The 22513-nt window shown below is 41.7% G+C and carries 23 protein-coding genes; 3 read left to right on the plus strand and 20 right to left on the minus strand.

Going from position 1 to position 22513, the window contains the following annotated elements:
- Positions 1-2 precede the first annotated feature (2 nt).
- The 7 genes from BLT53_RS07430 to BLT53_RS07460 all read right to left on the minus strand — a co-directional run bounded on the left by BLT53_RS07430 (position 3) and on the right by BLT53_RS07460 (position 6170).
- Complete coding sequence (locus BLT53_RS07430) at positions 3-923, minus strand: phosphotriesterase family protein (protein WP_090233849.1); 921 nt, start codon at positions 921-923, stop codon at positions 3-5.
- A gap of 12 nt (positions 924-935) precedes the next feature.
- Positions 936-2234, minus strand: coding sequence for a YhfT family protein (locus BLT53_RS07435; RefSeq protein WP_170834266.1), 1299 nt, complete (start codon positions 2232-2234; stop codon positions 936-938).
- A 25-nt stretch (positions 2235-2259) separates the two neighbouring features.
- Entirely contained in the window at positions 2260-2625 is a 366-nt protein-coding gene (locus BLT53_RS07440) for a DUF2620 domain-containing protein (protein ID WP_090233850.1), read from the minus strand.
- A gap of 15 nt (positions 2626-2640) precedes the next feature.
- Entirely contained in the window at positions 2641-2985 is a 345-nt protein-coding gene (locus tag BLT53_RS07445) for a PRD domain-containing protein (RefSeq protein WP_090233852.1), read from the minus strand.
- Between the two features lie 28 nt (positions 2986-3013).
- On the minus strand, positions 3014-3934 hold the full coding sequence (gene yhfZ / locus BLT53_RS07450; RefSeq protein WP_090233853.1) for a GntR family transcriptional regulator YhfZ: 921 nt from the start codon (positions 3932-3934) through the stop codon (positions 3014-3016).
- Positions 3935-4082: 148 nt separating this feature from the next.
- A complete protein-coding gene (locus BLT53_RS07455; RefSeq protein WP_090233854.1) occupies positions 4083-5186 on the minus strand; it encodes a 5-methyltetrahydropteroyltriglutamate--homocysteine S-methyltransferase in 1104 nt (367 codons plus the stop codon).
- Between the two features lie 615 nt (positions 5187-5801).
- The gene (locus BLT53_RS07460; protein WP_090233855.1) at positions 5802-6170 is read right to left on the minus strand and encodes a VOC family protein; all 369 of its coding nucleotides are present in this window, start codon (positions 6168-6170) and stop codon (positions 5802-5804) included.
- Positions 6171-6360: 190 nt separating this feature from the next.
- Between BLT53_RS07460 and BLT53_RS25605 the strand changes: the two genes are divergently transcribed.
- Positions 6361-6687: a CBO0543 family protein gene (locus tag BLT53_RS25605; protein ID WP_280138821.1), complete on the plus strand. Its 327-nt coding sequence runs from the start codon at positions 6361-6363 to the stop codon at positions 6685-6687.
- An 80-nt stretch (positions 6688-6767) separates the two neighbouring features.
- Here the strand turns inward: BLT53_RS25605 and BLT53_RS07465 are convergent, their stop codons facing one another.
- The 5 genes from BLT53_RS07465 to BLT53_RS07485 all read right to left on the minus strand — a co-directional run bounded on the left by BLT53_RS07465 (position 6768) and on the right by BLT53_RS07485 (position 10880).
- Positions 6768-7997, minus strand: coding sequence for an amidohydrolase (locus tag BLT53_RS07465; protein WP_090233857.1), 1230 nt, complete (start codon positions 7995-7997; stop codon positions 6768-6770).
- Between the two features lie 28 nt (positions 7998-8025).
- Positions 8026-9249 (minus strand): amidohydrolase, encoded by a 1224-nt coding sequence (locus BLT53_RS07470; protein ID WP_170834395.1) that lies wholly within the window; start codon positions 9247-9249, stop codon positions 8026-8028.
- Positions 9250-9298: 49 nt separating this feature from the next.
- Positions 9299-9766: a nucleoside deaminase gene (locus tag BLT53_RS07475; protein ID WP_090233860.1), complete on the minus strand. Its 468-nt coding sequence runs from the start codon at positions 9764-9766 to the stop codon at positions 9299-9301.
- Between the two features lie 110 nt (positions 9767-9876).
- Positions 9877-10164 carry a nucleoside deaminase gene (locus tag BLT53_RS07480; protein ID WP_244520470.1) on the minus strand — a complete coding sequence of 96 codons (288 nt, stop codon included), beginning with the start codon at positions 10162-10164 and terminating at the stop codon, positions 9877-9879.
- A 125-nt stretch (positions 10165-10289) separates the two neighbouring features.
- Positions 10290-10880, minus strand: a complete 591-nt coding sequence (locus tag BLT53_RS07485) for an ankyrin repeat domain-containing protein (RefSeq protein ID WP_090236764.1) — start codon at positions 10878-10880, stop codon at positions 10290-10292.
- A 237-nt stretch (positions 10881-11117) separates the two neighbouring features.
- Between BLT53_RS07485 and BLT53_RS07490 the strand changes: the two genes are divergently transcribed.
- Positions 11118-12002: a LysR family transcriptional regulator gene (locus BLT53_RS07490; protein WP_090233861.1), complete on the plus strand. Its 885-nt coding sequence runs from the start codon at positions 11118-11120 to the stop codon at positions 12000-12002.
- 414 nt (positions 12003-12416) lie between these two features.
- On the plus strand, positions 12417-13280 hold the full coding sequence (locus BLT53_RS07495; RefSeq protein WP_090233863.1) for an alpha/beta fold hydrolase: 864 nt from the start codon (positions 12417-12419) through the stop codon (positions 13278-13280).
- A gap of 155 nt (positions 13281-13435) precedes the next feature.
- On the opposite strand, the gene BLT53_RS07500 is transcribed toward BLT53_RS07495, so the two are convergent.
- The 8 genes from BLT53_RS07500 to BLT53_RS07535 form a co-directional block, all read right to left on the minus strand.
- Complete coding sequence (locus BLT53_RS07500; protein WP_090233864.1) at positions 13436-14248, minus strand: alpha/beta fold hydrolase; 813 nt, start codon at positions 14246-14248, stop codon at positions 13436-13438.
- Positions 14249-15339: 1091 nt separating this feature from the next.
- Complete coding sequence (locus tag BLT53_RS07505; protein WP_090233866.1) at positions 15340-16812, minus strand: sodium:solute symporter family protein; 1473 nt, start codon at positions 16810-16812, stop codon at positions 15340-15342.
- Positions 16809-16997: a hypothetical protein gene (locus BLT53_RS07510; protein WP_090233867.1), complete on the minus strand. Its 189-nt coding sequence runs from the start codon at positions 16995-16997 to the stop codon at positions 16809-16811. The genes BLT53_RS07505 and BLT53_RS07510 overlap by 4 nt, the downstream gene beginning before the upstream one ends.
- Before the next feature lie 343 nt (positions 16998-17340).
- Entirely contained in the window at positions 17341-18432 is a 1092-nt protein-coding gene (locus BLT53_RS07515) for a tartrate dehydrogenase (protein ID WP_090233869.1), read from the minus strand.
- 17 nt (positions 18433-18449) lie between these two features.
- Entirely contained in the window at positions 18450-19901 is a 1452-nt protein-coding gene (locus BLT53_RS07520) for an aldehyde dehydrogenase family protein (RefSeq protein WP_090233871.1), read from the minus strand.
- Positions 19894-20976: an aromatic ring-hydroxylating oxygenase subunit alpha gene (locus BLT53_RS07525; protein ID WP_090233872.1), complete on the minus strand. Its 1083-nt coding sequence runs from the start codon at positions 20974-20976 to the stop codon at positions 19894-19896. Before BLT53_RS07525 ends, BLT53_RS07520 begins: the two co-directional genes overlap by 8 nt.
- A gap of 94 nt (positions 20977-21070) precedes the next feature.
- Complete coding sequence (locus BLT53_RS07530; RefSeq protein ID WP_090233874.1) at positions 21071-21319, minus strand: ferredoxin; 249 nt, start codon at positions 21317-21319, stop codon at positions 21071-21073.
- 36 nt (positions 21320-21355) lie between these two features.
- The gene (locus tag BLT53_RS07535) at positions 21356-22372 is read right to left on the minus strand and encodes an NAD(P)/FAD-dependent oxidoreductase (RefSeq protein WP_090233875.1); all 1017 of its coding nucleotides are present in this window, start codon (positions 22370-22372) and stop codon (positions 21356-21358) included.
- Between the last annotated feature and the right edge of the window lie 141 nt (positions 22373-22513).

Genomic DNA, 22513 nt, shown 5'->3' on the forward strand with positions numbered 1-22513 from the left:
ATTCACCTCCTCTCCTTGATGCTGAACGCTTTTTTTGGATTTTCCATCAACAGCTTCTCGATGACCGATTCTGATACTCCCCATTTTTTCAGTGCGGGAACAAAGGACCGGAGGACAACGTCATACCCTTGTCCTCCGAAAGAACGCAGATGGGATTTTCTTGTAAGATCACTGGAAAGCAGAAGCTGGTCTTCATATCCCTCTTTCAAAAAAAGAAGCAGGGCATTCAAGCGATCCTGATCGGATCGGTAATTTTCTTTACCGATCGTGTCGAGAGCGACATATGCCCCGCTTTTTAATACGTCTAAAACTACTCCGTTATCCCGGTTTAAGTCCTGATGTCCAATGATGACCTGATGAAGAGGCAATCCTTCTGTTATAAATAAATTGATCTGGTCAGCAGCACAAGTACCCAGGGTGGTATGGGTGGAGAGAGGCAAACCCGTCTGACGGGCTGCCTCAATCGCGCCATGGAACAATTCTGATTCAATGGGTTTAAATTCGTTAAAGCTGCTGCCAATCTCGCCAATAACCCCGGGTTTGATGGCTGTTCCAGCAATACCGTGACAAATTTCATCTGTCATCCACTCAGCAAACTGATCACGGGTCCATTGCTTTTTTTCTTCAGGGATAAAAGGGTCCTTATAACAGCCTGTGCTTGCGACAATATGAAGGTCGAGTGTTGTGCTCAAATGTTTCAAGATCTCCGGGTTCCTGCCCATTCCATCATTCGTGACCTCGATCACCGTCCGGCCGCCAAGCGCTTTAAATTGCTCCAAGTCTTCTGCGACTAACTTTTCATCCTGCAGACAGCAATCCTGGTCGTTTTTAATATGACTTAAATCCACATACAGGTGTTCATGACAAGCACAGATGCCCAATTCATCTGGCTCTATCGGGCCTTTCACAGTTTGTATAGGCATGTGTTCTCCTCCTTAGCCTGCAGGCGGTATGTACAATCCAATCCACACGAGGATGTTTCCGAGGATTCCAACGGCAATAGCCCCGATTGGACCCACAGCCATGCGGACAATTGGCCGGCCAGCTGCCTCGTTCAGCAAGTATAGTCCGGCAATCACAAAAAAACCGAATCCTGGGACAATGGCGTTGGCTGCGTTCGCACCGCCGATCAGCAAAGCCACTTCAAGCACCCGTGTCATGGCTGTACGAATGTTTTCGCCCGATTCGCGAATACCCGGGTAGCGGTCAAGCACTTTGGCTAACTGTGTCAGCAGCATTACTTCGGTAAAGATAATGACTGCCCCCAGAATGGCGGCGAGGAAAGGATTGGGTGAAAAAATACCTGCGCCAAAAACAAAGGTAAATCCAACAGGACCATATACCCCCGTTGCAATAGCGGTACTTGCGATTAATGGGACGAACCCAATCGCTTTTGCGAGTGAAGCAATGCCGCCTTCGGAAATCTTGCCGTCAGAAAGCAGGTTAAGAGAAATGGGATCACCGGCAATCATAAGCTGATTGGTGGCAACTGCCACGAGAGCCCCGCTGATCATTAAAACCCAGGAGTACTTCCTGATTTTTGCGACCCGTTCGGTAAACAATGAGGCAAGTATGGAAAGATTCTGGTCTTCAGATTTTTCCTTGATGGCAAACGTAAGCAAAAAGATCATTCCAATGATTAAGGCAATACCTTCTGGACTTAACACGATTTGTGTTCCGTTAATTGAAATCAGTTTTTCGGTGTTGGCAAAAACAATAAGTTGACGCGCAATGGCTGCGACAATAAAAGTAAGTACACCTTTCTTGATGCTGAATTGCAAGGCAACAGCAATGGCTGGAAACACCATAAAAGAAACTACCACCGGTTCGCCGACTTTATTGAATCCATCCACGAAATTAAGAGGCAGCAGTTTAAATACTTCAACGACCGACTGGAGTCCATAATAAATGCCAAGTCCATATAGCGCTCCCGCTATACCAGCCAATATGGCATTCACTTTGCTCCGGTTAAACGCGAGACCGATGATATCAGTACCAAGCAAGATACTGTGAATTAAGATAATACTCCCTGCAATCGAGATCGGAATTCCAAACCCGATGACAAGACCAAAGCTCATGGCAAAAGCAGTTACCCCTAATTCTTTGCGGCTCATCCGTCCTTCCAGATTTTCTGGTACGATCGGACGGAGACCATCATTAAAAACCGCGATGCCCAAATTAGCCATAACTGCAGCAAGCGCACCAATACAAACCATTAACCCCGCTTCCAGCATGATTTATCCCCCTTATTTTTTTGACCTATGTGTATTGTTTCAGCAAAGCCCCCATTACGTATTCCACCGCTTGTTCCTTGTGATCTCCTGTAAAACCAAATGCTTTTGCTCCTGATTCCACCGCTTGTTCCACTTGTTCTTTAACCGGCTTTTTACCAGGCATGGAAATAGTGGCACATTGCGGCTTTCCCAATAGAGCAATGGCCATGGCAAGTGCTCCGCCTCCCCCGGTATGGCAGGCTCCGAGGTAATAATCCGCTCCGCCTGATTTAATGAGCATGGCCGCTTCAAGATCCGATTTTATAACAACGTTAACCTGTTCTCCTCCCGCTGCCTTGACCAACTGTTGAATTTCCTGCTTTTCCACTTGTCCTCCGATTGCAATCCTCATTTGTCTCCCCCTCTGCTAAGCTGATAGCACATTCACAAAATGCAGGTACAAAAACTCTTTTTCTTCTTCCGGCAAGTTTTGATTTAACAGTTTTTCAATCCAGCCGACTCGTCCACGTGCTTCCTCCATTTTCGGAGATTGATAGACTTCCATCATGATATCCGTTGGCGGCGGGAGCAGCTCCTGCTCTCTTTCTATTCTTGTTAGTGCCATTGCGAGATGTGTAATCAGCATGGTGTACTGGTCCGCTTCATTCTCGCTTACAAATTTCTGAATGGTCTTCCGGCAAATGGCATAAGCCGTCTCGGTTATGGAATCGCTGTTTTTTAACAACTCCAGGCGTTCCAGTAATCCTTTCACATGAATCCTCCTTTCAAAAAAGCCTTCATTAGTATTTAGGAAGATGATCTCCCGTTTCTACCAATTCTTGAATCTGTTTTATCTTTTCTAAATTAATCAGGCTGAGTCCATAAGCCCCCTTTTTATTGTCTTTCCGAGCTACACATACAGCTTCCCCCATGTACTCTTCCATCTTTTTAGCTAGAGGCGAAGAAAGCGGCATGGTATGATAGCGTTCATTATCCACCTCATCCAGATTCCAAATAGTAGCGTCGATTGTTTTTGCCTGAATATGCCGAAGCAAATGCATGTAATTCAGCTCGATGTATTGCACATTTTTATTCTTCGTTTCTTCTTTAATCAAAACTTGTTGGTCGGTTGAGAACGGATCTATTCCTATTTTCATGCCGTCTTCAACGCTGATGTATTTTCGGTCTGAAAAAATAACCGCATGTTTGGAAACATAGGAATGGCTTCCAAACGAAAGAAGAGTAGAAAGTTCAGGATGTTCCTTCATGGCTTCGTTTGCTGAAAACCTGGAAACGATGGCAAATTCGTACCTGCCCTGTATCACCTCCTGAAGCCGGAGCTTTGCTCCTCTCATGAATGCAATACTTAATTCCATTCCCTGCACCTGACACTCTGCAGAAAGTCCGGATGCGAGACCTTCGTACTTTTTGGAATAAGGCAATGGCATGATTCCCGTTAATCGCTCCATGCCGCAAAATCTCAACAGCTGAGGGATGTTTTTATACCGTAAAAAAGTTCCCAAATGTCCTTTGGCTTCGAGCCTGATACTTCCGGTTTCCTCCAAGTATTTTAGAACCGTCTGGATCGTACCTCTACCCACACCGTTTACACTCGCCAAATCACCAATTTTTGGAATGCGATGATCCACTTCAATGAATAAGAAAGATTCTGCTATTTTCTGCAGGATCATTCCTTTTTTTGATAAAAGCCGTTCATTCATTTGTGTCATCCCACGCTTTGTACAAAATTTTGTATTTTCAACAACAACATACCATATGTCAAAGAAGGAGACAACAAATTTTTAGAAAATTAAAAAAAGAGCCACCTAACAGGATGGCTCTTGTTCCCTTACTATTTAATTGGATGTTTTATTTCCATACCTCGTTAGCTATAGAAACCACATGTCTGATTTTCTCCCACTGCTGTTCCTCTGTCAGCAGGTTTCCTTCCTCTGTGGAAGAAAAACCACACTGAGGACTGAGACAGATTTGATCCAGTGGCACATATAGGGAAGCTTCACGAATTCGTTTCTTAATAAGCTCGGGATCTTCCAATTCGCCGAACTTTGATGTAATGAGGCCCAGAACAATCTGTAAATCGGAGCGATTCACATGGCGAAGCGGTTCGAAACTCCCTGAACGTTCATCATCAAATTCAAGAAATAACCCGTCCACTTTTAGTTTGCCGAAAATATACTCGGAAGCATTATCATAGCCTCCGCTTGCCGTATAGCTGGACTTAAAGTTTCCTCTGCAGATGTGCATGGTGATGACCATGTCTTCAGGCTTTTTGGCAATGGATTCATTAATGGCACGTGTAAATCGTTCAAGCAATTCATCTATTGAGTAACCTTTCGCGGCAATCTGTTCCTGACCCTTTTCAGAGAAGAAGACAGCCCACGCCGTGTCGTCTAGCTGCAGATACCGGCAGCCAGCATCATAAAAGGCTTGAATGGCTTTTTGGTAAACCGTGATCAGATCGTTAAAAAATTCATCTTTGTCTGGATATACCTTTTCATCAATCGTTCCCCTGAAAAACAGCATGTTAGGGCTGGGGATGGTGAATTTTGCGGCATGGTCCCCTGCAAGATCATGAAGGAATTTATAATCTTCAAGCATCGGATGGTCGCTAAAGTCCAGTTTCCCAACGACCTTGATTCCGTGCGCTTTTGTTTGTACACCGTTAAACTGAATGCCGGCGTCTGTTTCGTAAAGCTCCACGCCTCCTAATTGAGACAGAAAATCAAAATGCCACCATGCACGGCGAAACTCTCCATCTGTTACGGCCTGTAGCCCTGCTTCTTTTTGTTTTTCAACAAGACGGATAATCTCTTCATCTTCAATTTTCCGAAGCTGTTCTCTCGTAATGTCTCCATTTTGGTGAAGGACACGGGCTTCTTTAACTCGCTCAGGGCGCAAAAAACTCCCGACATGATCGGCTTTGTAAGGTCCTTTTGTTAACGTTGTTGTCAATTGTGACAGCTCCTTGAAAATTTTTTAACCCTATTATAACCATAAAATTCAGCTATTTACTATGGTTTTGTCTTAATTCATCAAATTATGAAAATCTTATGTATTTTTGCTATAGCAACGGGGCTCTCCTTGTCATTGAAGGGACAGTATACTCAACTGTCCCACCAAAAGTAGAATATTCACTTAAAATATGACAAAGAGCAGAAGTGATGTGTGCGTGGGTGGGGAAATCACAATCAACGAAAACGGGAAGAACCAGCGTCTTCAAGCTGGGGTTTCGCATTAAACATCCCTTACCAGGGCATATGCAAAGCAAGCCTGTTCAGTGCCAAATAAAAACCCTACCTTTTTAATCATGTGGGGTTTTTATGGTTTACTCAACTAGCGCATCATTTTATTGAATAACTGTTTTTATAGAGAACACGCCTTTATCTCTCGAGCATGACGCACCTTAAACTCATCTTTTTTCTTCAGGATGAGGTAGTACTACGTCGCTGTCACTGCCCCTAGTAGTAACGATGCCCCGCACGCTTGCTCAACACCTCTTCTCATTCCTGAAATGCACCTTATAGTTCGCCTTATCCGGCCGGGTGTAACTTCTTTGACTTTTCAGTATTAAAGATAAGAGTTATCTTTTTTTTCAGCTGGACATAAAACCTCGATGGTAAAACCCCCAGGTGCATTTACATAAAATGTCCAACCATGTGCTCTTTTGGGTGATCCCACTTCAAAACCATCATCTCTCAAACGCTGATTGATCAGGTTTACCTGTTCTTCATTCTCCTGGACAAAACCAATATGAAATGTTTTTGGGTAGTTAACTGCATTACTTTTCATCAATGTAAGGACAAAGCCGTCCTCGTCACTTAGTACTGCGAAGGATTCACCCCTCGAAGCCCTGGTATGTAATTGAAAATATTTCTCCAAGAACTTTCGAGCCTCGTTAACATCTGCAACTGTAAGATTGAGATGGTTTAATCTCATAGAGTTCACTTTCCTTTCTAAATTCGCTTTTTTAGGATTTGTTTTCACAAGCGCAAACTCAAGTGTATTGGTTTTAATATAAAAAAATGATTACTGCCTTAATATTCAATTTACAGCTACAACACAGCAAGTAAAGAACCCTAAATTTATACTTGTAATTATTCCAATCGGAATTTCAACTGCATTTTTAATTAATGATTGGGGTTTTAATTACTTTTGGAGGTTAAAACATTCATATAAAAACTTATCGCTCGCTTCTGTCCCATTTAATTTAGGGTTGTTCCCAATATTGGGATGCTTGTTTATAAGCTCCATTTACTACGCAAAACTTAAAACATTTCTTTCGCTAGCCCTGTTTACAATTTTCACTACATTGATCGAATTTTGTGCTTTAAAAGAAGGGGAAATTATCTATCGAAACGGCTGGAATATCGGTTTCACGGCAATTAGTTATTTCATTGGTTATTTGATTGTATTTATTTATTTTAAATTAATGCGAAAATATAAAATACTGTAGATATGTTCATCTTTCTCAAAAGTGAACACGCTTACGCAACAGGCAGGTTCGGCCTTATTCTTTAGAGGTTATTAGTTTTCTTATATTGATTCAATCGAACCCGAGACGATTTTTCCTTTGAACATCGTAGCTATTCGTTTCGCCCTTCTCGCAATCGCTTCGGCAGAACAAGATGCCTCAACTACTACGATGCTAGCTTCATCCCCGGCTTTTGGCCAAACTTGTTCACCTTTAGAATTAAGCGGTGTTTTTCCATCTGTAATAAAGGAGAGCGTTTGAGCTAATGATTGTTCATCTACCCATCCTGAAATTTCTGCTAAACGACCAGCACGTTCTAATACATCTCCATTACCAAAGGGAGACCAAACATCAAAAATATTATCACATCCAACGGCAACTAATACCCCTTTCTCGTGCAATAAGCTTATCGGCGGAAACCTTCGATCAATCGGAATGCTGGAAATAATGGTTATACCGGCATCAGCGAGTAATTCTGCTATTTCTTCTGCCTGAGATAATGGGATATCCCCGAGTCCAAATGCATGGCTAATCGCAACCTTACCTTGCAGACCGGCTTCTTTTGTTAACTGAGCCAATCTTTTCATAGTGAAAATCCCCAGATGATCGGGATCATGCAAATGCAAATCAATTCCTGCATTTCCTTCTACGGCAAGTTCAACCATCTTTTGTAAAGATGCTTCTATATCGCCGTCCACGGTAGCCGGATCAACTCCACCTACAAAGTTTGCACCTTTGGAAAGTGCCTCCCTTACTAAATCTTTCGTATTCGTTCGCAATAAACCATGTTGCGGAAAGGCAACAATTTCATATGATAGTTTCCCTTCAAATGTTTGCAATGCTTGTTTTACTTCTTCCAAATTCTTCAACCCGACCTCTGGATAAATATCTACATGTGTTCGTACATGCGTTACGCCGGATATCAAATAACGTTCAAGTAACTTTTCCGCACGTTCTTTCGTAGTTGTCTCCAGGGTAGGTAGAACTTCTTTTTCAATTTCAAGTCGTTCAAAGATACTATTGACAGCTGTGACCGGACGCCATCGATCTCCAAGCATCGTTTTGTCTAAATGACAATGTTTTTCGATGAACGATGGAAGCACCAGCTTCTGTTTCGCATCTCTTTTTGGTAAATCATCAGTTATCGTTTCAGCGGACGGTACAATCCTCGCAATCTTTTGTCCTTTGATTAGTAGGTGGAAACATTCCGTCTTTGTCCCTGAAATGACACCATTCTCGAACTGGTAGCCTGTCTCCAACCGTGCATTTGTTATCCAAAAGGTGGAATTCATATATGATCTATCCCTTCTAATTCAATACTTAAAGTGCCCCGAAAACCATATTTCCTTCAAAGAAAACAGCCATCCTTCTTGCTCTCCTTGCAATCGCTTCGGCTGAACAACTCGCATCAACGAAAACGAGATTGGCAGCATCTCCCCTATTTGGCCAAACACGTTCTCCTTCTTTATTTATTGGGGTTATACCACCTGTAATAAATCCCAGGGTTTGTCCAAGTGAACATTCATCAATCAGGTTAAAACGTTCCGCTAATGTCCCTGCTTTTTCCAAACTGTCTCCTTTTCCAAAAGGAGACCAGTGATCTGTGATACTATCGTCACCAAGGGAGACCTTTACTCCTTTCTTCTGCAGGAGAGGAATCGGAATTGTCCTTCCAATAGGAACTGATGATGTAACCGAAATTCCCTGATGTGCGAGTAACTCTGCGACTTCACTTGTTTCTTCAGTTGAGATATCCGCAAAAGCAAATCCATGACTTATGGTAACTCTACCTTGCCATCCGGCTTCTTCGGTCAAAGCGGCTAATCGTTTAAACGTAAAAATACCGAGATGACCCGGGTCATGTAAATGAAGGTCAATGTCTGCATCGCCTTCAACTGCAAGTTCAATTACTGTTTGCAAGGATTTCTCAATATTTTCATCAATTGATGCAGGATCAACACCACCTACTAACGAGGCTCCGTTTCGCAGTGCCTCTCTTACGAGTGAAACCGACTTGCTTCGTAATAATCCATGTTGCGGAAAAGCGACAATTTCAACGGAAGCCTTTCCTTTATAAGCTTCCACTGCTTGTAAAGTTGCTTCCAGATTTTTTAATCCGATAACAGGATCAACATTACAATGTGTACGAATGTGAGTCGAGCCTGAATTCAATAGTAAGTCGATTAATTTTTCCGCTCTTTCCTCTGCAACCGGCAACAAGAGCGGAAGTAATTCTCGCTCTTCCTCCAACCTTGTCAAAAGACCCTTCGTTGGAACCGTCGGTGCTTTCCAAGGACCTCCGTAGTATGTTTTATCAATATGGATGTGCATATCTCTGAAGGATGGAAGCATTAAATAGTTTTTCGCATCCAGGTGAGGTAAATTCGTCATTAATGGTTTTTCAGCTGAGACAATTTCTTTTATCTTCCCATCTTCAATCCGTACATGAAAATGTTCTGTTGTTGTTCCAGTTACTGCACCATTTTCATATTGGTACCCTGCTTCCAAACGGACATTCATTAACCAATAAGCATTGGATGTCATGTTCATTAGCCTTCCTCACATTATGATTGTAAAAAAGTTCTGCTATCAATCACTTAGAATTTAATTCACTCCAATGTTGGTATACCTTAATACTTTCAGCATCTGGTTGTTGAACCATAGGCAACCGGCGATCTTTAATTGGCTTGCAGTATTCATCATAGAATGTTTCCAGTTCAAAGTATTTACGATCATCTTGGTAGTAAGGTGCGTAATCTTCACGTGTGGTAATATAAATTACCTTTTTGGGGCTGCAATAATAAAGAGCCCCCAAACACATTGGGCAAGGACTGGCAAGAATATAAATTTCGCAATCTGTTAAATGTTCCGTTTGCAGTTTTTTACATGCTTCTCTGATGGCAAGCACTTCAGCGTGGGCCGTTGGATCGTTTGTTTGTGCCACCAAGTTTGGACTTTCAGCTATAATTTCTCCATACTGTACGATCACTGTAGCAAATGGACGACCTCCTGCTTCAACATTTTCGCGTGCCAATTCGATAGTACGTTGCACAAAATCCATTGAAATTCACCTCATTTTTATCTTTAAACGTATTGCCAAAAGGATTCGGGTTTATCAATGCCTTCTAAGTCGGTTATAACTTCAGTTGAAGCATCTTAGCGGCTCTTTCTTCACGTGATAGAGAAAGTTGATTGTATACATAGACTTGGCTCGGTAATGGGGGCATAAAAATATAGTGTTTTAATTAGGGTATAATAAATGGCACTAATACACATCGAGCATGGCTCGATGCTTCCATATATTTTGCAACCTTGGAAATTGGTTGTATTCAATCTTTTACAAGCTTCTCGAACTGCCTGGATTTCTGTATGGGTGGTATGGTCAATGGTTGTTAGAACCTGGTTAATTCCAGTGCCTGTAATTTGTCCTTCTTTGACGACAACGGCACCAAGTGGCATACCCGGATTATTTTGCTCATTCACATTGGCGAGGTCAATTTCATAAAATCAGTTTGTTTCATTTAATCTTCCTCTCCTCTTTATTATTTACATTTGTTGTTATTCCTGTTATAGATTTTGTTCGGCTATGCCCCAGCCTCTTTTAATATATCTACAATTTCATGGTATCCATTATTTTGAGCATGCTCTAAAGGCTTTACCCCATCTCCATCGCTAATATTGAGATCGGCCCCATGGTCCACTAACAATTGCACGATTTTTTGATGATCCTTCCCTCCATTGCTTAGAATGATCGCTTCCAATAATGCGGTCCAGTTCAAATTATTAATATGATTAACATCTGTATCAGAATGCGCTAAAAGTTCTTTGACGACGGCAACATGTCCTCGTTCTGAAGCAGGAATAAGTGCTGTTCCGCCATACCGGTTTGTAAGCGTTGTATCAGCTCCCGCTTCAACTGCAAGTTTCACGATGTCTAGAAATCCCTCAGCTCCGGCATATAAGAGCACATTATCCTGGATGTTATTTTGTATATTTATATCTGCGCCTTGTTGTATAAGCACCTCCACAGTTTCTGTTTTATGATTTTTGGTCGCAGCCAATACAGCTGTTATCCCGTGTTCATTCGTTGTATTGATATCTGCTCCATCTTTAAGGAGATTCAGAACTTTTTTCGTATCACCACGTTTAGCGGAATCGATTAATTGTTGATTCATTGTGTCTTCCTCCTTTGCTTTTGGTTGTGTTTCTTTCGACAAGTTTTCCAAGGATTCAGAAATTGATTGACAAGCGGTAAGCAAAAAAATGAACAGCAGAATAAACAACGTTCGCCACATTATCATCGTTCCTTTCCTCCTTTATAAAAATGGTATCATGAAGATATACATACGAAAAATATTAAAAAAATTAATTTCACTTAGGTTTTTCATATACCGCGAAGGGGGTTATTTACGATGGATATCAAACAGCTACGATACTTCATAGCAATTGTTGAGGAAAGGAAAATCTCTGCCGCTGCTAAACGTCTACACATTTCTCAGCCACCATTAAGTCAACAGCTGAAATCAATGGAAGAAGAACTTGGATCCAAGTTAATAGAAAGAGGTGGGAAATACTTTGAAATAACTGAGGCGGGAAAAACGTTATATAAATATGCCTTGCAGGTGACACAATTAATGAATGAAGCTAAAGTGGAGGTAAAAGAAGTGGGAGCAGGGGTAAGCGGAACACTTGAGATCGGTGTTAACACCTTATCTGTGGCTAACTTATCTGAAACTCTTCAACAACTTCAGAAACAATATCCTAAAGTTACCTATAAAATCCAACAAAATGAATCATCGGTTCTCTGCCAGCTTATAAAAGATAGAGCCGTAGAAGTAGCATTTATACGATTGCCACTTGAATTGGATGATTTTTCAGTTCTTCATCTTTATACGGAACCGTTTTATTTTATTACATCCAAAAAAGTGAAATCAATCAACCATGGTGTTTCACTTGATGAAATTCAAAACTGGCCACTTTTCTTACCAAGTACAGAGGGATTAGGTGTACATTATTTAATTTTGGAATCTTTTTCCCACCTTCACTTACATCCCAATATCATTGGGGAGTGTTCCGATATTACGCTTTTATTAGATTTAGTTTCTGCCGGCTTTAGCGCATCAATTGTTCCAGAAACGGTACTTAAACAGCATAAAGGATATCCTATACATGTCCACAGAATTTCCGATACCAAGTTTTCAACCCCAATCAGTTTGATATGGCTAAAAAACCATAGCTTATCCAGGGCTGCTCAGAACTTTATTGAGTTATTCAAAAAAGGAATATCAAATCAATGATGTCATTTACAACATTTCCAATGCCATTATCGCATTTCTGATGTATTTAATGTCAATACCGTATCATTAATATATTTCGCATTCGATTTCCTGTAGGCAATGAAAGGAATTTCGAAAGCTAAACGCAAAAAAAAGGCATCTCAAAGTGGGAAATTCGACTTTGAGATGCCCTTTTTCGTTTGATAAATATGATTTCCTCATTATTCACAAGTGTTATTCTAAATCCCTGTGATACTCACGTAAACCTATCGCTTTCGCGCCTTATACTGCTCCTGCACCAGGAACAAGGAAATCTAAACCCGTGGCAATACCATCTGTCCGTCCACCTTCCCCACGTCGAAGCATTCAGATTTAAAGATGTCTGTTTATACTTGCTTTTCAACAGGGTATTAGAGTTGAAAGGAGGAGAATGCATTGTTTGAACTTTTCACATTAAAACAAATTCAAACCAGTGAAGCCACACTGCGAGTCCGCATTGGCGGAGAAGGACCACCACTACTTTTGCTTCATGGCCACCCCCAGACTCATGTCATGTGGCATAAAACAGCACCCCTTTTGGCCAAACACTTTACAGTGATCGCTCCTGATTTAAGAGGATACGGCGGAAGCTCGAAGCCACAAACGGATGAGAACCACTATCCCTATTCCAAGCGGGCCATGGCAAAGGATATGATATCGCTCATGAATCAGCTTGGCTATAAAGAATTCGCGGCAGCCGGCCACGACAGAGGCGGCAGGGTGGCCTACCGGTTAGCCCTTGACGAACCCGAAAAGGTGACAAAGCTGGCAGTCCTCGACATCGTACCAACCGGTGAAGCTTTCCATAGGACGACGATGGACTTTGGCATGGGGTACTTTCATTGGTTCTTTCTGGCCCAGCCTTACGACCTTCCTGAAAAAATGATTGGTGTAAATCCCGGTCACTTTTACTTCAAAGGAAAAAAGGATCTATTTGACCCAGCGGCACTTAAGGATTATATGCGTTGGATCAAGGAACCCGGAACCATCCATGCGATGTGCGAGGATTATAGAGCGGGCGCCTCGATTGATTATGAGCTTGATATAGCGGACCGAGGGAATAAAAAAATCAAATGTCCCACTCTTGTGCTCTGGGGCAAAAAAGGGATGCTTCCACGTTGGTATAATGTGCTTGACGTATGGAAGGACTGGGCGTACCACGTCGAAGGCAGGGAACTTGATTGCGGACACTATCTGGCTGAAGAAGCGCCAAATGAAACGTATGAAGAGCTTTATCGTTTTTTTCGCAAAAGGGAGTGATGTAATGGAGTCGGGAACACCATTCTCTTTTCCTGGTTATTAAGCCATCGCATGCTACTTAATGTAATGCTTTCGATTTTTTTGTTTTTTATTTAAATTAAAGTGATGAATCCTGTATTGGGATTTTCACTATTTTTCAAATTAAAATTATCTTTTCATTTTAAACCTTTAATAAATGATAAAATGTCTTTATTTAGCTGGTCTGAATGTGTGATGTATAGTCCATGCGGGGCATCTTTATACAAAATAAACCGGTTCTTGGGTAATATCATTGCAGACTTTTGGCCGGAGATTTCTACCGGGATGGATCGGTCTTTATCACCGTGGATAATGAGGACAGGTACGCTAATGGTCCGCATCTCCTCACGAAAATCCGTTTCGATGATCATCTTATTACACTCAATCACTGCTTTTAGAGATGTATGCAACATATCCCACCGAGTCCATTCACCCAATGCGCAAGTATCAGCACGATTGAAGTACGGTAACTCATTCTGAATTAACCAAGTCGGGAAATCTCGTTTCCACGTGTCTCGCACCATGTCAGCAACTTCCTTGGGCACTCCATTTGGGTTATCCTCTGTTTTCATCAAAAAAGGTACAATGGCAGCGACAAGCACGGCACGGTCTACCCGATCGCTGCCATGACGTGTTAGATATCGAACCACTTCACCACCACCCATAGAATGACAAACAAGCGTGACATTCCGAAGATTCAAGTGTTCGATCAATGCAGCGAGATCGTCTGCCAGGGTGTCGAAGTCGTATCCGTTCCCTGAGTCATCGGAACGCCCATGACCACGTCTGTCATATGCTATACACCTCAAGCCCTGATCTGTTAAAAAAACCCTCTGATAATCCCACATTCTAGAACTTAGTGACCATCCAGAAACAAAAACTACCGGATCGCCTGTACCCCAATCTTGGTAAAACAGTCGCAAACGTTCTTTAGTTTCGAAAAATGGCATCGTCAATCCCTCACTCATTTTATAGATTTGTTAAGATCAAAAAATAAGGGCTGTGATCATGAGATTATGTCACTTTAAGTAGAAAGATCTATATTTTCTTTTTAACACATAGGAAAACAAAAGCATCCGAAGCCTCATGTATTGAGAAAACCTTCTTACGGGAGCTATGAAGGCTGGTAAATAGTCATTGTGAACAAATGTCCCGCACTCTCTATCATCACGAATTTGCAATTCGGGTAAGCTTTGAAACTTCTTGTAATTTGATTTGAGGTGTTTTACTAGATCGAGAGTCTGCATAATATTCCTGTTTAATAAACAACTAGATATTTCTTTACCATTAATGTCTTAATGAATACCCACCACACACTCCATTATTTAACAAAATTTACAATATTATTTTATTATTGAATGAACGGTTAGTCAATGGTAAGTTTTTTGAGATCCATGACTTGGAAGTGAAAAAGTTCATCCTTACATAATATATGTTCTAAAAGCCTAGAACTGACTTAGGTTCTTTAATGCACCAATGACTGTATCCACTCTTAACGCATCTCCTTCATTTACACGAGTCGTAGCTCCTAATTTCCTAAAAGAATAACCCATAAAAAATGGGCTAACCAGATAAACTGGTGAACCCTATAATACGAATGTGCCCTATCATTGAAATGTGCGACTCAATACAAATTTCCCATCTCAGGTTCCATACTTGCCCTTGGTAGCTGAACTTCAACATACGTACCCGATTAAAGTACAGTATAACTAGACTATAATGTAAAGCCTGTTTTGCCATGCTTTATAAATTGGCCAGAGTTGCATTTACCGACATGTCCCACCATAGATTATTACAACCGCCCATGATAACGGCAGGAGTGGGCTGATAACGAATAACATACTGGTAAAAGCGACCGGCCATTTCAGTTGTTGTACCTAAATCCCTCTGTTAATTACCTTTTTCTCTCCTAATTCAGCCAAAAACATCGTCCAGGATTTACCTTTTTTGACACCTAATCCTTCTGTCAGACTGTCCCTATTCATAGGATCTTCATTTATTTTTCTCCAAGTAAAACAAACATGTATAAAGGCCGGATATTTTATACCACATTTTCCTCCGCCTCGGTCTCTACTTTTACTGATGTTTTAGTAATGGCACTGAACGCTAACATGACAACAACGTTAACTACAATGGCTGCTATACCGATATCAAGATCTTTTATAAACTGAGGGGCTTTTGGGAAGAACGTCCCCATCGTCGCACTGGATAAGGTTACATAAGCAACCATGATGACACCTGCTATAATTCCGGCAAATGCGCCTGTTTTAGTAACAGGGTTTTTCTTCCACAAACTACAGAACAGGGGAGGAAATAATTGCAGCACAAAGCTGTAAGCCATGATCAGCAACGCAATAATACTGTTTCCACCGTAAAAAGTGAAAAATAAAGAGACTAGTGCCACGATAGGGACAAAAATACGAGTTAATCGCCCAATCTGCTCATCGGAGGTATCCGGTTTGACCGCCTTATAAATATTTTTCGATAATATCGTCGATGCCGTTAGTAATAACATCGAGCAAGGAACAAGTGCGGTTAAGATACCGGCGCCTCCTATGACTCCGACCACCCACGGATCGAACGTTGCCTTTACGATTTTAAAGAGGGCTAAATCTGTATCTGCTCCTTGTAAATTTGGAATTTGTAAAAGGGCTGTGAAACCAATAAATATAATGAACACCAAAATGATTTGGTAAAGCGGTAAAATCGCTGCATTCTGTCGTAACATTCTTTCATTTTTAGATGATAAGCTTGCGCCAAAGACTTGTGGCCACATGTATTGCCCCAACCCGATGGTTAAACAGGTCGAAATATACCAGGATATGCTGTATCCTTCATCAGGGATCAATAAAAACCCCGGCTTTGCCGTTTCCAATGTTTCAAACATCGGCTGGATTCCGCCATGATAATGATATGGTAGATAAATACCTAAGAATAGTATGACAACGAGAAGGAGAATGTCTTTTAAAATGGCTGTAGAAGCTGAACCGTGAATACCGGACAATGTTACAAATATAGTAACAGCAACCACCCCGATGAACACGGCTAGATTTGGTGAAATCAAACCATATGATGTCTCTGAAACAATGATTTTAAGTCCTTTTAACTGCAAAACGATATAAGGAATCATCGAAACGACACCGACCATGGCTACTAAAAGCCCCAATGGCTTACTGTCATATTTCTTTGAAAAAAAGTCAGATTGAGTAAGCACATGATGCTTTTTAGCATAACGCCAAATAGGGGGCAAAATCCAGAACGGCACAATATAGCAAAAGGCATTGAAGATATAAATGATGGGGCCTCCCATTCGGTAGGCTCCTCCGCTTCCCCCGAGAAATACATAGGTTGTAAAAATTTCACCGGCCATTAACACAAACATAATGATCGGACCAAAATTACGGCCACCTACAGCCCATTCCTCTAGCTTCATTTCTTGTCCTTTTCGAGCACGGATTCCTAAATAGAAAGCAAGAAGAAAAGTACCCGTCAGTATGAAAATAGCACTATTCATTTACTTCCCTCCTGTTTATCTAGCAGAATATTAGTGATGGATAAAAATACTGAAGTAAAAATGAGCCAGGCAGTCGCCCAAAAAACGATGGAAGGTAAACCAAGTATATAGGGCTCGATACGGTTTACGACTATAAACGCACCAGCAACAGGGATGAGTCCTAGTATCCAAATTAAAACTTTCACTCTTTAAATTCCCCCTCTGAAAAACAAATGATTTGGAAATGCCGACCTTATGCTCTGTAGAGACAGACCATAAAATACACATGATATTGGTCATTTTGATAGCGCTTTAAATTTCTGGAACACTAAGTGATGCTGCAATAAAAGGGGTTACGATTTATATGAGAAGACATTATGGTTATATTTTCAATAAGGTAGTGAAGCAAGGGATGAACAAAAGCATTAACGTTTCATAGATAGATTATTTGAAAACAAATAATGGGATAGGTATTACAAAAAAGGTTGATCGAAACCTTTTATGTAATACCTAATAAAGCCGGTTTTTCTTTACTTTCGTTTTTATCTATCAGCTTTTCGCATTTTGAGAAAGAACTAGAGAGTTAATCAGTTCTACTACACGGTTTCCTACGTCTGATGTTGAAGAATTTCCATTCATATCCGGTGTCAGGACTTTCTCTTCCACCAAAAGTTGTTCCACTGCATCCAACACTAATTTTCCATAAGTTTCATAACCGAAGAAGTCGAGCATTTGACTCGCAGACCAAATAGCGGCAAGCGGATTTGAAATCTGCTGTCCTGCAATATCAGGAGCTGACCCATGAATCGGCTCAAACATCGACGGGAAGTCTCTTTCCGGGTTAATATTCGCACCAGCAGCAAGACCTATCCCACCTGCAAGTGCCGCTCCCAAATCTGTTAAAATGTCCCCAAACAAGTTCGATGTCACAACGACTTCAAAGCGTTTTGGGTCTTTGATCATCAACATCGCCGCTGCATCGACGAGATATGAAGCCGTTTCGACTTCAGGGTATTCTGCGCTCACTTCTTCAAATACCTGATCCCAGAAAACCATCGAATAATTAAGGGCATTCGCTTTAGAAATACTCGTCAACGACTTCCCGTCTTTTTTTGCCCTTTCGAAGGCGTATCGGATGATTCGTTCTGTACCTTTTCGGGAGAATACACTGTTTTGCAAAACCACTTCATGTTCCTGGTCTTTAAACAGCCAATCCCCTGCACCTGAATATTCGCCTTCACTGTTTTCACGAATGAAAAGCATATCAATGTCCTCCCGTCTCACATCCACAAGCGGCAAGTGCGCTCCTTTTAACAGCTTCACAGGCCGAATATTAACATACTGATCAAAACCTTTGCGGATTCTTAACAGCAGATCCCACAGTGAAATATGGTCAGGGACGCCAGGAAACCCGACTGCTCCCAAATAAATCGCATCATATTCTTTAAGCTGCTCAATTCCATCATCATCCATCATTGTTCCGTTTTTTGTGTAAAATTCGCATCCCCATGGAAAGTAAGTAAAATTAAATTGGAAACCAGAATCCAGTTCGGCTACTTGTTTTAATACCTTGATCCCCTCATCAATCACTTCAGGACCAATTCCATCTCCGGCGATTACTGCTATTTTATATTGTTTCATAATAATGTCCCTCGTTTTCAGCTTTGGTTCCAAACGACCAATTTCAGTTCAGTCATTTCTTCCACCGCGTATTTGATCCCTTCACGACCAGTCCCACTTTCTTTCACACCGCCGTAAGGCATTTGGTCAACACGATAGGTCGGTACGTCATTAATCATAACGCCGCCCACGTGCAGTTCCTGTGAAGCGTACAAAGCATTCCTCACATTGTTTGTGTAAATGCCGGCCTGTAATCCGAAGCGGGAATCATTAACCTGCTCAATCGCCTCTTCCACTGATCCCACTTTGTTCACAACGACAACCGGAGCAAACGCTTCCTGGCAGGATATGTTTAACGTATGATCTGCATCTGTAATAATTGTAGGTTCAAGGATGCCATCCTGCAGTTTGCCGCCCGCTGCAATTGTTGCATGGCCGCTTTTCGTTTCTTCGATCAAACCCAGTACACGTTCAACTTCTCCTTTTGAAATTAATGCGGAAATATATGTGTCCGATTCAAGCGGGTCACCGATTTTTAACTTCTTTGCCGCCTCCGTAAACTTTGCAACAAATTCTTCATACACCTTTTCATGTGCATACACACGCTGCAGGGAAATACAAACTTGTCCTTGGTTAGAGAACGCACCCATGATGCAACGGTCAATAATTTGATCGATGTCAATATCTTTATCTATAATAAGTGCCGAGTTTGAACCAAGTTCAAGCGTCGTTTTTTTCAAGCCAGCCTTGTTCCGGATACCGATGCCGACATTCGGGCTGCCTGTGAATGTGACCATGTTTACGCGGTCATCTTCCACAATCGCTTCCCCAACCGTACTGCCAGGTCCTGTTATGACATTTAATACGCCCGCCGGGAGACCCGCTTCTTCAAAAATTTCGGCGATAAAGAGAGCAGACAACGGAGTTTGTGAAGCAGGCTTCAAGACGATGGTATTGCCAGCTGCAATAGCTGGCGCGACTTTATGAGCGACAAGGTTCATTGGGAAGTTAAACGGCGTGATTGCTCCAATGACACCAATCGGCTCTCTTAATGTGTAACCCATTCGGCCGACACCGCCAACCGCTGCATCAAATGGAATCGTTTCTCCGTGAATTCTTTTTGCTTCCTCCGCCGAAAACTTATACGTTTCAATCGTTCTCGCCACTTCTGCTTTCGCGAACATGATCGGCTTGGCAGATTCCCGAGTTATGATTTCTGCCGCTTCAATTGCTTTTTCTTTTAATAGTGCCGCAACTTTTTCCAAGATGTCCGCCCGGTGATACGCCGGCATTTTCGCCATTACACCCCGTGCGTTATAAGCAGCATCGATTGCCTGGACTGTCAGCTTTTTATCCGCCATCGCAATTTGGGCGATTTCTTCCCCCGAATAAGGAGAGTATAACGAAGCATAATTCGTTGCTTCTACTTTTTCTCCATTGATCATCAAAAACTGCTTCGCCGATTTTGCCTCATTCACTAATCTACTCATTGAGGGCCTCCAATACCATTTCATGAAATTGTACAATTGCTTTTTCCGAAGACGAATATCTTCCTTTATTAAAGGCACGGGAGCGGAAACCGATTTGTTCTAACTCTACAAGTTCCACATCTTCCAGGCGAACTTGTTCAGCAAAAGCAACTAAGTCTTTTTCTTCCGTAGTCAAATTCTCGTCACGGAAATAATAAGTGTATAGAATCAACGTTGTTTCATGATCAATCGGCACCAATTGGATGGTCGCCATATTTCCAGGACCTGGATAAATAGTCAGCATTAAGTTTGGCCACAGCCAGAAGAACGATCCGCCTTGCATTTCAGCCTTATTTAAATCGACTGTGCCATAATTTTTATCCGGTTTAACAATGGAGCCTTGAAGTGAATAATTTTCACATGTAATGATTTGATAATCATCCATATTAAGTGCTGATACAAAGCCTGGGTGAGCGACATGGCAATGGTCACACTCTAAATAGTTGTCAATGAAGGCTTTCCAGTTTGCTTTAATCACCCGTGATGTTTGGTTTGTCCTTTTTAACTCACTTAAAAATGGAAATTTGCTCAAGCGATCGAAGAAATCACCATAAGATTCGGAAAGCGGCTTCGCGTTATCGTCCAAGTTTACGAAGATTAAAGATTCCAAGATTTCCATGCGGACTGAACGTAAACAGGCATCTTGTACACAAACTGCATCTTCCCCTTTAAAGTTCGGCGCTTTGTTTAACTTACCGTCCAGTTTAAACGTCCAGCCATGGTAGGCGCATTGTAAGATCTTCTTCTTTCCCGACTCATTTTTTTCAAGCTTTGTCGCACGGTGCGGACAGACATTATAAAAAGCGCGAATGACTTCATCTTGGCCGCGAGTCAAGATAATCGGCTCGTCTGCAACTTCTGTCGTAAAGAAAGCACCTGCTTTTTCCAACTGGCTGACATGACCCACTAACTGCCAGGATTTAGAGAATACTAGTTCCTTTTCCTTTTCAAATACCTTCGGGTCTGTGTACTTGTCATAAGTCAATGTTCTTTCAAACGTCCGCTTAGTCGCATTTTCTACATTGTTATACGCCATAATTACCTCTCCCTCAAAATAAATAATAATCAAGCAATTGATGGTAAAACTTTATTATTGAACAATTTATTCGATGATCTGGCATGACATTGAATCATCCAGCTTGAACGGATTTACAAGTAAAAGGTTCAGAAGACACTTTAATCGAATCAGTTGGACATCCGTCTAAAGCATCTTTCAAATCTTCTTCCAGTTCATGAGGCACTTCCGTTATCCCTAAGTTGTCATCAAGGATGGCAAATGCGATTCCTTCATCATTGTAATCAAAGATTTCCGGCGCCGATGCTCCACATGCCCCGCAAGCGATGCACGTTTCTTGATTAACTACTGTATATGTAGCCATGTGGATTCCCCTTTATATATTTCTAATTTATATCCATTAAACGGCAGAGCCGCTTTTTTCTTTTTCCCCCATAATGCTCGTGCTGTGAAGAGGTTGGACTTTTGCACTCGGATCGATATATGCTTTTGCATTGCTCACAGCTGTCGGTGCTTCGCCAAAACCGCTCGCAATCAGTTTCACTTTTCCCTCGTAAGTGCAAATATCTCCTGCTGCGTATATCCCTTCGATGTTCGTTTCCATTCTGGAGTTGACAACGATGGTATTGCTTTTGATTTCAAGGCCCCAGTCTTTAATTGGGCCGAGTGATGAAACAAATCCGTAATTAACAAGGACATCATCGACTTCAATTTCGAGTGGCTCTCCGCTCTTCGCTTCTGTCAGAATCACTCTTTCAATTTTTTCATCGCCAGCTAATTGAACCGGAACGTAAGGTGTTAAAATTTCGACTTTTGACTGCTTCATCTGCTCTACACTATGTTCATGGGCACGGAATTTGTCTCTTCGGTGAATAATCGTCACTTTTTCAGCTATCGGTTCAAGCATAAGCGCCCAGTCAACTGCTGAATCGCCCCCGCCGAACACGACCACTTTTTTTCCCGCAAATTGAGTTAAATCCTGTACGAAATAATGTAGGTTAGCGTTTCCGAATTTGTCTACTCCTTCAATATTCATCTTTCGAGGCTGGAATGCGCCGTTTCCAGCTGTAATAATAACTGCTTTCGCGTAATGAGTTTCTTCGTTCGTCGTGATCGCGAACTTTCCGTCACCTGTACGAACGATACTTTCTACCGATTGTTTGAGGCAAATTGTCGGTTCAAACTGATTCATTTGCTCCCGTAATTGATCAACGAGCTCCTTTGCCCTCACTTTTGGGAACCCGGCAATGTCATAAATATATTTTTTCGGGTACAAAGCAGATAACTGTCCGCCGAGCTGAGGAAGACTTTCGATGATTTTTACCGATGCCTGGCGCATACCCGCATAAAAGGCCGTAAACAAACCAACCGGTCCTCCCCCAATAATGGTGATATCAAAAACTTCTGGCTGTTTCATGCAATCCTCCCTCTTGATAATGTTTTCAATTGGCCAGGACAAACTTACTTTTAGCCTGTCAACTTTATCTACATGCAAGTAGTGTGCCAGCTTCCAAAAAGAGCGAGAATACAATGAATATTGAGATTTTTATTTGAAAAC

This window comes from Fictibacillus solisalsi, from assembly GCF_900103485.1.
Lineage (GTDB): Bacteria > Bacillota > Bacilli > Bacillales > Fictibacillaceae > Fictibacillus_C > Fictibacillus_C solisalsi.